Source organism: Planococcus sp. ISL-109, from assembly GCF_018613655.1.
GTDB lineage: Bacteria > Bacillota > Bacilli > Bacillales_A > Planococcaceae > Planococcus.
Genome location: NZ_JAGGPW010000005.1, coordinates 1 through 13,637, shown reverse-complemented (window position 1 = coordinate 13,637; position 13,637 = coordinate 1). Strand labels below are relative to the sequence as shown.

Here is a 13,637-nt window from a genome sequence, read left to right as displayed (position 1 = left end):
AGGAGTGACTATTTTGCAATATAAGGATCTATTACAATTTGAACCAATCGAATCAGTTATTCAATTAAAAGATGCTAATGACAAAGATCGCGCGTTTCAATTACTAGATACATATGTAATCTCTGAACGTATGGCTGAACAATTAAATGATATGATTATCAACCAACTTCAATTTGATCAATCTATTGATAATAAAGGATTACTCATTGTCGGTAACTACGGTACAGGTAAATCCCACTTAATGAGCGTCATTTCTACGATTGCAGAACGCGAAGGGGCCAGTACTCATATTTCAAATCCTTCTGTTGCAGAGAAATCTAAAGATATCGAAGGGAAATTCAAAGTAATTCGCTTGGAGATCGGAAGCGTCGGTACATCCTTACGTGATATTTTAGTATCCAATATTGAAGATGGACTTGCTGAAATGGATGTCAATTTCACCTTCCCTTCATTCGATCAAATTACAAATAACAAAGATGCGCTTGAAGAAATGATGGGGCTATTCAATGAAAAGTATCCCAAACATGGGCTACTCATCGTAGTAGATGAGTTACTCGATTATTTGCGCGGTAGAAAAGAACAAGAAATCACACTGGATTTAGGCTTCTTACGTGAATTAGGAGAGATTTGTAGTAAAACGCGTCTTCGCTTCATAGCTGGCATTCAGGAAATGCTCTTCGATAATCCTAGTTTCAGTTTTGTAGCTGAACCATTGCGTCGTGTAAAGGAACGCTTTGAGCAAGTTCGTATCGTCCGCGAAGATATCGCACATGTCGTATCAGAGCGACTATTAAAAAAGAACGAAGAGCAAAAAGCGTTAATTCGAGAACATCTATCTAAATTTACAACGCTATACGGACGATTAAATGAAGATATGGAAGCGTACGTAAATCTTTTCCCAATTCATCCTGCTTACTTAAGTGCATTTGAAAAAGTAAATGGTATTGAAAAACGTGTAGCACTAAAGACAATAAGCATTGAGATGAATAGCATTCTTGATAAAGAACTACCTGAAGAAGAGCCAGGGCTAATTTCGTATGATAGCTACTGGAAATTTATTGAGGAAGACCCTTCGTACAAATCAAATCCAGATGTTAAAGAAGTCATGGATAAAGCAAAAATATTGAAAGACCGTGTGCAGAATGCTCTGGAGAAGCGTGCTTATAAACCGATGTCTTTACGAATCATTAATGCATTGTCATTATATCGTCTATCAACATCCGATATCTATGACAAAGTCGGCTTAACCGCTGAAGAATTAAGAGATGAATTGCTATTAACGCCTCCAGGAGGAATGGATCTTTTAAGGGATTTAGATGATGCGTCGGACTTCTTGAAAACTAATGTCGATGCAGCAGTTAGAGAAATTCAAAAAACAGTCAGTTACCAGTATCTATCTGCAAACGAGTCAAATGGGCAATATTATTTGGACCTGAAAAAAGATATTGATATTGATAGTTTAATTCAACAAAAAGCCGAAAAAATTGAGGATGATAAGTTAGATCGCTTCTATTACGATATTTTAAAACAAGCGATTACACTTGATGATAATACGTATGTATCCGGATATAAAATTTGGCGTCACAATCTTCCTTGGGATGCACGTCGTATTACTCGTCAAGGGTACTTGTTTTTTGGTGCACCAAACGAACGGTCAACTGCGCAGCCTGAACGCGATTTTTATATCTACATGCTACGTCCTTATCTGAAAACACCTTTTAAAGATGAGCAAAAGTCTGATGAGCTCTTTTTTGAACTCAATCAAAAAGATGAACATTTTACACAATTGTTACGCTTATACGCAGCTGCCAACGATTTGAAAGCAGAATCTGCATCTGCAACAAGAAGTTTATACACAAGGAAAATAGAAAGTTACTTTAAAGAAATCAATAAGTGGTTAAATGATAACTTTGTACACTCATTTGAAATCACTTATAAAGGAAAAAAGGGAAGCGTGCTCGAATTCGGAATGTTTTTACCCGCAAACGTTACCATTCAAGAAATTATTAATATCATTTCAGAGGGAATTTTAACGGATTGGTTTGCGCAAAAGTATGAAGATTATCCTTCATTCAGAAAAATTCAAGGTTCTTATTTATCCAGAAATAACTTAGAAACTTATGTGCGTGATACACTCTATTATTTGAATGGAAAAGAAACGAAGCAAGGGGAAGCTATCTTAGATGGCTTAATTCTACTTGATTCAGCCGGTAAAGTATCAATTAAACAATCTGGATATGCTGCATGGGTATTAAACTTGTTAGAACAAAAAGGACATGGCCAGGTTGTTAATCATAATGAACTTATTGAAACTGTGTTTATTCGTGGAGTTGAAGATCTTCAATATACAAAACAGTTTCACCTAGAACCTGAGCTATTGGTCGTCCTACTTGGAGCAATGATCTATACAGGAACAGTCGAAGTGACGGTTGAAGGGAAGACATATAATGCTTCTAATTTACAAGAGTACATTCAACTTCCTTTATCAAAGCTCGCTCAATTCAGCCATATCAAAAAGCCGACTGGACTTCCTATTGCGGAATTAAATGCTGTAGCTGACCTCTTTGACGAGCGCATCGCTAACTATGAAGATGAGATGTTAAAGCGCACCATCACGACGATTTCAGGCAAAGCAAACAATGCGATTCTTGATACATTAAACACCATTCAAGTCGCAAAGAAAGGATTTCCTACATGGGATGGTCCTTTGCTAAATCCTGCCGAAATTCAAGAGAATGTGACAATACTCGAGGGATACAAAGAATTTTGTGAAGGCCTGAAACGATATGATACACCTGCAAAAATGCGTAATTTAAAGTATGATCTTGAGACAATTGAAAAGCAAAAAGAAGCCGTAAATAAGCTCACTTCATTTGCAAAGTTGGAACAACAAATTAAAGAAATTCAACAGCGCGTCAGTTACTTGCAAATTGCACAGCCAAACGTCGGAAGCCAGTCTGAATGGTCTTCGCGTGTAGATGATGCATTGGATGAATTACAATACGCGTTAAAACAACACCAAGATACTACTAAAGAGCTTACTGCTCTTGATACATTGAAAAAAGAATATATCCAGTTATATATTGAAGCACATGATCAATCCCGTTTAAATGCTTCAGAAAACATGCTAAAAAATGCATTATTAAACGATGCTCAGACTAAGGCACTAAAAGAATTAGCTGCCCATATTTCAATTTTACCTAAAGAGGAGCTGTTTAATTGGGAACGTACGTTATCTCAATTAAAGACTTGCTATCACGTAACGAAAGAGAAGTTAGACCATACCCCTATGTGTTCGGAGTGTAAGTTCCGTCCTACAGAAGTTGTGACAAATGAAAAAGCCACATTGAAGAAAATGCAAAACAAGCTTCCTGAAATGCTGACAAACTGGACAGAAACATTACTTACGAACTTCAACGATCCAGCTGTAAAAGAAAATATTTCACTACTTAAACCTGAACAACAGCAGCTCGTGGAAATACTCATTGCAAACCAAACATTCTCGTTGCCGTTAGACATTCGATTAATCCAGGCAATCAATGACTTATTAAAAGGCATCCATAAAATAGAGCTATCTATTTCAGATATAGAAGAGATGATGGCAAATGGACACCCGTTAGCAGTCGATGAGTTACGCAAACGATTCGAGGAACTCCTTACAAAAACAGTGGGTACCACACCAACGAACCAAGTACGTATTATGTTAAAGAAATGAGGAGACGCACATGTCACAACAAGACAATCAGCTTTCTTTCTTAGATGAAAAATCTGCCGCAGATAACGCACCCGTTGTCTGTCTAGGCATGACATTTGAAAGTGAAGAAGCACGTAGAAAATACTTCAGGGAAGAACTACAAAAGAAACTACCTGAATTAAAAAAAATTGAGGGATATCCGATCGGAGAAGATGAAGATATTATTGCTTTATCTGATCCACCTTACTACACTGCGTGTCCAAATCCATGGCTAGGTGAAGTTATAGCTAAAGAAATGAAGGTTGAAAAACAAAGTCCATACAATAAAACTCCTTATATTGGTGATATAGTTGAGGGGAAAAATGATGCTGTATATAATGCGCATAGTTATCATACAAAAGTGCCTTACAAAGCAATTATGCGATACATTCTTCACTATACCGAACCCGGAGATTTAGTATTTGACGGTTTTTCAGGTACAGGTATGACGGGTGTAGCCGCTAAAAGATGTGCGAATCCATCAGAAATTGAGAAACTTGGTTATAGTATCGATGAATTAGATGTTAAAGCAAGCGACGAATTAATTAGTAAACTTGGAGAAAGAAATATAATTTTATCAGATTTGTCACCAGCAGCAAGTCTAATCAGTCAAAACTACAATAGTGACTTTAATATAATTGAATTTGAGCAAGAAGCTAATAAAATTATTGATATTGTTGAGCAAGAATGTGCGTGGTTGTATAAAAACTCTGATCGTTCCAACTCTAAAGAAAATATTAATTATACAGTTTGGAGTGATGTATTCACTTGTCCTTCATGTTCTAGTGAAATTATTTATTGGGACGTTGCAGTCAATACTACTGAGAAAAAAATGTATAGTGAATTCCAATGTGACACTTGTTCTGTTCAGTTAGATAAAAAATCTTTAGATCGATCATGGCATCAAGTGTACGATGAATTTTTAAAAGAAAATATTTCAATGGCAAAGCAAGTTCCGGTAAATATTAACTATTCAATAGGTACAAAAAGATATGATCACAAAGTGGATGAAGAGCAAATGAAATTATTAAAAAAAATAGATCAATACAAATTAGAATCATGGATTCCCCTTATTAGGATGCCAGAGGGAGATGAGTCTAGAAGAAACGATAGAATTGGCATTACACATGTTCATCAGTATTTTACAAAAAGAAATTTAATAGTCTTATCGACATTTTATAAACACGCGGTTAAGTCCAAATACGTTAACCAACTCTTATTCTTCTTCCAAGCGTCTATTACAAGGGCAACAAAAACAAATCGTTTTAGATTCGGAGGAACTGGGGGGCTCAGTGGTACTTTATATATCCCTTCTTTAACATTTGAACGGAATGTAATTTTACTTCTAAAGAATAAGCTTCGTGATTTTTTGAAAATGATTAAAGAAACAGGCAGCACTGAAAAAAACAAATCCATAGTTACTACTCAATCTATTACTGAAGTAAATAGTATACCTAACAATTCTGTAGATTATATATTTACAGATCCTCCTTTCGGGAAAAACCTTATGTATTCTGAATTGAATTTTCTATGGGAAGCATGGCTGAAAGTTTTAACTAATAATAAGACCGAAGCCATTATGAACACCACTCAGAAAAAGACCTTATTTGAATATCAAAAACTGATGGAAAAAAGTTTTGCTCAATACTTTAGAGTATTAAAACCCGGAAGATGGATAACTATTGAATTTAGTAATTCACAAGCTAGTGTCTGGAACGCTATTCAGGAATCTCTACAAAAGGTTGGTTTTGTGATTGCTGACGTTTCTGCATTAGACAAAAAACAAGGTAGCTTTAAAGCTGTTACTTCAACTATTGCAGTTAAGCAAGATTTGGTTATAACTGCGTATAAACCTTCTAAACTTAATATTGATAAGATGCGTAAGCAAACAAATACAGAGGAATCTGCTTGGATATTTCTTAATCAACATTTGGAGAAATTGCCAGTATTTTCTGGTTCAAAAGGTGAAGCTTCAATTATTGCTGAACGAACAACGCGTATTTTATTTGATAGGATGATTGCTTTTCATGTACAACATGGATTACCGGTTCCCATCTCGTCAGCTGAATTTCAATTAGGTGTTACACAGCGTTTTCCTATGCGAGATGGTATGGCTTTCTTAGAATCACAAGTAGCCGATTATGATAAGAAGCGAACTATTGTGAAAGAGTTTTCTCAAATGAGTTTATTTGTTTCGGACGAGAATAGTGCGATTGAATGGATTCGTCAACAATTGATGAGGAAGCCGCAGACACGTCAAGACTTGCATCCACAATTTATGAAAGAAATTCAACATATTGCCAAACATGAGCAATTACCTGAATTAGATTCTCTATTAATACAAAACTTCTTGCGTTATGAAGGAGACGAAGTAGTTCCAGATCAAATTGGTAGCTATCTACGTCGAAATTATCATGATTTACGTGGGTTAGAGAATAGCGACACAAAGATGAAAAATAAAGCGATGAATCGGTGGTATGTTGCCGATCCAAATAAGCAAGCAGACCTTGAAAAACTACGTGAGAAGTCGTTATTACGTGAATTTGGTAGTTATGTAGAGGAATTGAGTACACATAAAAAGAAATTAAAGCAATTCCGTACAGAAGCCATCCGAGCAGGATTCAAAAAATCTTGGAGCGACAAAGATTACGCAAAAATTGTTACAGTTGGTGATCGTTTACCTGAAAGTGTCATCCAGGAAGATGATAAGCTGTTAATGTATTATGACAATGCACAAATCCGTTTAGATATGTAAGAAGAAAAGTGGGTGAAGAAATTGAATTGGTCTGAAAAAATAGCGTCTTATTTCACAGGAAAAGGGCTTCTGTATGTTGTGTCTGATGAACATAATCTGCTTAGCCAAACAGCAATACAAGATGTTTTAGCCCAACAAAATTGTATGCTTTATTTTTATGAAGACTCTGTTGTTTTCCGTGAGTATTATGAGCTTAATTTCCGACATGTAGATCGGACTGAACGTTCAAGCCTGCTGCTTGTTATTCCAGATAGCCAATTCACCCAAGTACCCTATGATGTATATGCACAAGCCGTTTGCGTAACATTGTCTATAAATAAGTTGTTTCCTAATTTAGAGCCTTCTATTGTACGGCAGTTTCCCGGTTGGCTGTACGAGCATATATATATATATCAGCATTCCAAAAGCCAGAGATTAAATAGTCGTGAAACCACAGATTTCTTACTTAATGACGTCTGTGGTATTCATGCATCAAGAATTTATAATTTAACGGATTTAGTAAAAGTGGGCTTGCACTATTACGATAAATTTGATGAGGGGTTGCCTGGTTTTTTATGGGAGCGTTTGAAAAACTTGCTCACAATGCCACCGAAACAACTTTCAGCAAATAGTGTGACACTTTTTCAATCTAAAGAAAAATTCATTCGTTTTTTCAATGAAAAGTGGCAACAATACATCCATCATTTTGTTCAACAGGCGAAGATGCAAGTTGCAGAAAGTCCCGAGTCCTATGCCCATAATTTATTCCAAGACTCTTTTGTACAGCAACATATTGATCCATACATTAGTCCCATTGAGGTGCCGAGCGATATTCAATTTCAGCAATGGATGTTGCCTGGGCTACTCATACAAGAAGAAAAGCCTTCTATTGAACATTCTCCATTCAAGGAGACCTATACAGGCTTCGAACGAAATGATTGGCTGCGTTTCGCTAATGAACTTGGAGAGCTTCAACAGCAACACCTAAATAGGGGGAATTACCAAGAAAGTTTTCAAGCCGAAGTAGCAAATGCAAACACTGCATTTAAAAAATGGATATTAGAAAACTTTCAGCAACTTCGCTCTTTACCTGTCTTGCCCAAACCTAAAATGGTTCATCAAATCCCTCATTATTTAGCACGGCAAGCTGATAAGAAAATTGCTCTTATTGTGTTGGATGGTATGAGTTTTACACAGTGGCATTTGATTAAGAAGCATCTAAATACTACTGCCTGGAAATTTGAAGAAGATGGTGTGTTTGCTTGGGTACCAAGTGTAACTTCCGTTTCTAGACAAGCATTATTTTCTGGCAAAGAACCTCGATTTTTCGCCGATACCATTACGAGTACGTATAAAGAAAAGTCATTATGGACAGCGTTTTGGAAAGAACAAGGATTTTCAAAACAAAATATTGTGTTTGAAAAGTCTTTAGGTTTGTCTGCCTATAATCAAAAGGATCTAGCTTATCAATTGTCACCTGCCATCCGCATATACGGTGCTGTCATTGATGTGGTTGATCAATTTATGCACGGGGCGGCACAAGGTCTCCAGTCCGTTCAGTCCGAATTGAACACTTGGCTACATTCAAATTATCTAACTGCATTTATAGAGGATTTGATGAACTCTGGTTTCGAAATCTACCTCACTGCAGATCACGGAAACGTTGAATGTATAGGAAGAGGGCACATTGCACAAGGGGTGACTGTTGAATCTAAAGGAGAACGTGCTCGAATATACAGTTCACTCAATATAAGAAACCAAACGACCAAGGAGCAACAAGATACAATCATCTGGGATGATACTAGCTTACCAAGTGATTATCACATCTTATTAGCAGATGGAAATGGAGCTTTTGTTCCTAAGCATCAAAAAATCGTGACGCATGGGGGGATTCATATAGAAGAAATGATTGTGCCATTCATCAAAGTTAGCAGATAGGAAGTAGGAATATATCATGAAAGCAGTAGGTTTTGATCAAAAAATTCAACTCGCACATCTAGACTCTACAGCAAATCTCCTGCGACATTATACAGACAGAAAAGACATGTACACACAGTTAGATGCAGAATTACTTGGCTCTATAAAAGGCGGAAAATCTAGAAAAAATGCCATTACCATGTTAATGAAAACCTGGAGTTTAGTAGAGCCTTCTATTCAAGACATCCATGAAAAATTGGTTATAGAGTACCCCTATTTAAATGCGGCAGAAAAGAAATTTGTTCATTATTGTTTAGTTAGCGTTGCCTACCCTTACTTTAGAGAACAAATGCTATATGTGGGAAAGAACTTGAAAATGGCAGATGAGGTCTATAGCCGAACAATTCTTTCACAAATGAAAAATCTCTATGGAGATCGCCGGCGTGTGGAAGTAGCAACTAGTGCAGTTTTTTCTTCAATAAAAGAGTGGGGTATATTAAATACGGTAAAATCAGGTGTCTATGAAAAAAAACAGCTTAAACTACCATTGGAGAATTCTTTATTATCGTCGTTATTGCTGGAAGTTTTAATGTCGCACCATGAAACGAACACAATTTCACTTGAAGTAATAAATACTAGTGCAATCTTCTTCCCATTCAATTACCATGTACGTACAGGGGATATAGACTGGGAACGGTTTACAATCATCAAAACCATCCGAGACACGATAATAGAAAGAAACATTACAATCCCTTGCTCTTTTGAGTGAGGGGCTTTTTTGGAGGTAGAGCATGAACATTGGAGATATTATAAATGGACCATTTTTTCCTGAGACGATTGAAATTAAAAAACTAGAAGCGTTTGGAGAAGACTATCATTTGTTAGAAGGTATCGGACGTCAATCCAATCAATATTATGAGCAATTATTAACGTCACATGATATTGAAAAACTAACAGTCGTTAGCACATCTAAAGATTTGAGTATTGATTTGTCAGGAGAGTCCATCCAACAAAGATTATTATATTTAATACTTGAATTGGAAGATAGATTTTCTAGAACACGTGCACTTGGAAATCAAGAAGTTATTCCATTGCCCCATCAAATCGAAGCTGTTTATAGTCGTATGTTGCCCTCTTCGAATATTCGGTATTTATTAGCAGACGATCCTGGTGCAGGTAAAACAATTATGTCCGGCATGTTAATAAAAGAATTGAAGGCTCGTGAAAGCGTCCAACGTATTTTAGTTCTCGTCCCACCGCTAGTGCTCCGTCAATGGCAAGAAGAGATGGATGAAAAGTTCCAGGAGTCTTTTAAAATTATTAATAGAGCCGTTTTGAATGAATATGGCAGTTTGAATCCTTTTATGGAAAACGACCATTGTCTAGCTTCTATTTACTGGTCTACACGAGATGAAATTAAAGAATTGATTTTAGAAGCCCAATTCGATTTAGTCATCGTAGATGAAGCGCATAAGATGGCAGCATATTCTTATGGGAAAATTAAAAAGAAAACATCTAAAACAAAACTTTACCAGCTTGGTGAAAAGTTGCTAGCTAAAACAGAACATTGTTTATTGTTAACAGCTACTCCTCATAAAGGAGATGCAGAAAATTTCCGGTTATTAATGAAACTGATAGAACCGGATATATTTCAGCATTTTTCAGCAAATCAGACACTTCAAGACAAGACCAATCCCTTTATTATTCGTAGATTAAAAGAGTCCATGGTCAACTTTGATGGTACCCCTATTTTTCCAAAACGGACGACCAAAACGATTCAATATAATTTAACAGAACCGGAATTGGAATTATATAATGCTGTAACAGAGTATGTAAAGACTCATTTTAATCGGGCATTAAATACTGGCCATAATAGTACTGCCTTTGCAATGATGCTCTTACAGCGTCGATTAAGTTCATCAATTGAAGCCATACATAAATCTCTTGGACGTCGTTATAAAAAATTACTAGCTATTTTAGCCAATACCGAATTGGAAAGAAAAGAATACACACAAAAAATTGAAAAGTTATATGAAAGTAATTTAGAAGAAGATGTAGTGGAATCCCCGGATGTACTTGAACGGGAATTTGAGCTTTCTATAGATACTATCGATATTGATTTGCTAAAGGAAGAGGTTTCCGAGCTTGAAAAGTTATTAATCATGACAACTTCTTTGAAAAAGCATGAGTTAGAGAAAAAATATTTAGAATTAGAAACGATGTTGTTTGGAGTAGATGGCTTAATTTACACGGGAGAGAAAATACTGATTTTTACAGAATCCGTAGATACTTTAAAATATTTAGATGCGAAATTAAGCACTAGAGTCAATCAAATTGCAAAAATTATGGGGAGCTACTCCATGGATGAACGGCGCAAACAAGTGGAATTGTTCCGTCAACATGCCCAAATTATGTTGGCTACAGACGCTGGTGGAGAGTCTATTAACCTTCAATTTTGTAATCAAATGATCAATTATGATATCCCTTGGAATCCCAATAGATTGGAGCAACGCATGGGACGAATTCATCGAATTGGGCAGAAAAACGAAGTGCTTATTTTTAACCTGGTAGCTGCGAATACACGAGAAGGTTATGTCTTGTCCCGCTTGTTAACAAAGTTGGATTCGATGAAAGAAGATCTTGGAAATGATTTAGTCTATAACATTATGGGAGATTTATTAGATGGCGAAATTAATCTGGCCGAGTTAATGAAAGAAGCTATTTTAACGCGTGAGAACTTAGATGATGTCATAAAGAAAATGGACAAAGGACTTAGTGACGAACATAGAGAATTGATGCAAACGATGAAAAAAATGCAGTTTGACTCTGATGCCATGGACATTTCTGCAATAAAGCAGTCTCAAATCGATATTGAAATTAATAAAGTTCCTAATCGAATGTACATAGAATTGATGGATCATGCCTTTATCAGCTCGAATGTAAAAGTATTCGATAGTCATGAAAACCACATAAAACGTATAGATAGATTTCCTAAACTTATTCGCGATCAATTCGCAAAAGAAACAAGCTTTACAGATTCTTATCGGTATACAGGTTATATTGAATATAGCAGCGATGAAATACCTTATATAACGAAATTGCATCCTTTATACGCACTGGCTAAGAAATTACTATTAAAAACAAGGGAACAATTTGTCTTTAAGCGCTATTTAATGACTTATAGTGTGCCTGAACATTTGGAAGTCGATGCTTATCGTCTTATTTACAAAGATGGAATCGGCAAAGAATTGAAAAATCATTTATTTTTCATTGCGAAGCGTATGGATGGTTCAGTTGTTCAATTAACGCCCTATTGGTTATCAATGGATAGATTTTCTCCTACTGTTACAGAACTTCCTTTTAGCGAACAACCCGTTTTGCGACAAAAAGTTTTGCAGCTAGCAATTGAGGAAAGAAATACACTTGAGAAAAAACGCACATCTCAATTAAATAAAATGCATGATTATTTAGTCGATACATTCCAGCAACAGTATAATGATGTATTAGATCGCCTAATATACTATCAGACCGACAATCAGGACAATAAAAATTCTGCATTAATCAATCAAATGAACGCTCAATTAATTGATATCGAAGAACAAAAAACTAAAAGACTTGGGGTCATTAATAAGCAGCGCACCATTACGCTACAGCCTCCAAAGAAAGTTGCACAATTTGAGCTGATTTCAAACGGTCTTTCCTATCGTTTGATTGCAACAGATTATACGGAATTGATCGAAACCCATGAAAGAAATAATGGTCGCAAATTATTAAAGGCATACGGTAATTTAGGGTTAGTTGATTTCTATAGTGAACGATTTAATGGGGAAGAACGATTTATTATTCTTGTAAATAACCGTGATTTTATATTAAGTGAAGAACATATCGAAGATTTGAACAGTATTATTGAAAAAACTTATGTCTATCTAATAAATGGAGAGAGTTTTATAGAAATGAAATTGACTGCATCACTTTTAATATGAATTCAAATATATCCAATAAGTGGATATATTATGCTTATCAAAAACGATGGTTTATAAGAGTCAGAGAAGAAGGCGTCAATTTTCTTCTCTGGCTTTTTTGCTTTGTCCCATTACTTTTTTCAAAATCAATCTATCATAAATGTTGTTTCACAATGATTTTGAAAAGAAATGGGGAGACAGAAAAATGACGGATTTCAAATTGGCAATTCACCAGGACACTCAGAAACGTTACCACCACAGAAAAATTCATATTGAAAAGAAAATGGAGGAAATCCCAAAACAATATGAGGGCGATATTCGGAGATACAAGAACTATTGCTGCAGCACAGCCCAAGTAATTGGCGCAGAGGCGATGCTTGATTATTTGTACATCTCACTGACTGAGCAGCAAGTTAAGAAAACAACGTGGGAACGCCGGCTGGCAGCTATTAGAAAGTACTTGAGTGTCATCCATAAAATAGATCTCAAAGGACAGGCTGGTGTGACATATGAGCTTTCGGGGATACGGAAAATGTACCAGGAAGATCAATATGCTCATTTGACACAAGTTCGAGGAAAGTCGGCCCTTGATAAGAAAGAGTTGATGGATATGCTCTATTGTCTCCCGATAAGAGCAAAGGCGATTTGTTTAGTCAATCTAGTAACCGCTAACAGACCTAGCGAAATGGTGCGGTTAAAAATAAGTGATTTCGATCTGAACAACAAATGCGTGCATGTTTATTTGAAAAAGCAAAAAAGATGGCATACGAAACGGCTCACGTCAGAAGTTACCCAGGCAATCGGCGTATACATAAGCGAATACCATCTGAAACCAGATAATTACTTTGTGGGAAGGGTGTATAAGAATGGACGCTACGAAAGTAGAGCAATCAGTGAAATCGGGTACTATAGTTTTTTGCAGCGTTGGACGGGGCTGACCGGGTACAACTTCAGGAAAAGCCAAGTGGTAGCGATGCACGCCGCCGGTGCAGATCTATCAACGATCGCGCAACAAACCGGCCATCAATCGCTGGAAACGTTAATGCAGCATTATCTTACCGTATCTGAAGGAACCATTGATAAATATTTATAAAGAAATGCATGATCAAATGAATTTTAGAAAGTAAAAACAGGAAAGGACTGTTGCTTTTTGTGGCAGTTCTTTTCTGTTAATGCTGTTTCATAATGTCCAAAAGTTGATGGTATTGTTTGTCCAGGAATTGACGGATATAATGTCCTTAATAACTCTGGAGAAAGGAAAAGACGCCTCTCTGTAAACGTTAAAATAGAT

Annotated in this window: 6 protein-coding genes; all 6 read left to right on the top strand. The window is 36.2% G+C overall.

What is annotated here, in order from left to right; genetic code table 11:
- The first annotated feature begins 4 nt into the window (after positions 1-4).
- The 6 genes from J7E21_RS07380 (at position 5) to J7E21_RS07355 (ending at position 13,439) form a co-directional block, all read left to right on the top strand.
- Positions 5-3,715, top strand: a complete 3,711-nt coding sequence (locus J7E21_RS07380; RefSeq protein ID WP_353047743.1) for a DUF6079 family protein — start codon at positions 5-7, stop codon at positions 3,713-3,715.
- Between the two features lie 10 nt (positions 3,716-3,725).
- Complete coding sequence (locus J7E21_RS07375; protein ID WP_215106200.1) at positions 3,726-6,488, top strand: DNA methyltransferase; 2,763 nt, start codon at positions 3,726-3,728, stop codon at positions 6,486-6,488.
- Between the two features lie 12 nt (positions 6,489-6,500).
- Entirely contained in the window at positions 6,501-8,405 is a 1,905-nt protein-coding gene (pglZ, locus tag J7E21_RS07370) for a BREX-3 system phosphatase PglZ (protein ID WP_353047742.1), read from the top strand.
- Positions 8,406-8,421: 16 nt separating this feature from the next.
- Positions 8,422-9,153: a hypothetical protein gene (locus J7E21_RS07365; RefSeq protein ID WP_215106198.1), complete on the top strand. Its 732-nt coding sequence runs from the start codon at positions 8,422-8,424 to the stop codon at positions 9,151-9,153.
- Between the two features lie 22 nt (positions 9,154-9,175).
- Positions 9,176-12,367 carry a DEAD/DEAH box helicase gene (locus J7E21_RS07360; protein ID WP_215106196.1) on the top strand — a complete coding sequence of 1,064 codons (3,192 nt, stop codon included), beginning with the start codon at positions 9,176-9,178 and terminating at the stop codon, positions 12,365-12,367.
- Between the two features lie 184 nt (positions 12,368-12,551).
- The gene (locus J7E21_RS07355) at positions 12,552-13,439 is read left to right on the top strand and encodes a tyrosine-type recombinase/integrase (protein WP_215106194.1); all 888 of its coding nucleotides are present in this window, start codon (positions 12,552-12,554) and stop codon (positions 13,437-13,439) included.
- Positions 13,440-13,637: the final 198 nt, after the last annotated feature.

Excerpts from the sequence above, each read along its gene's own strand:
- J7E21_RS07375 (WP_215106200.1), top strand. The coding sequence starts at position 3,726 with ATGTCACAACAAGACAATCAGCTTTCTTTCTTAGATGAAAAATCTGCC.
- J7E21_RS07365 (WP_215106198.1), top strand. The coding sequence starts at position 8,422 with ATGAAAGCAGTAGGTTTTGATCAAAAAATTCAACTCGCACATCTAGAC.
- J7E21_RS07360 (WP_215106196.1), top strand. The coding sequence starts at position 9,176 with ATGAACATTGGAGATATTATAAATGGACCATTTTTTCCTGAGACGATT.
- J7E21_RS07355 (WP_215106194.1), top strand. The coding sequence starts at position 12,552 with ATGACGGATTTCAAATTGGCAATTCACCAGGACACTCAGAAACGTTAC.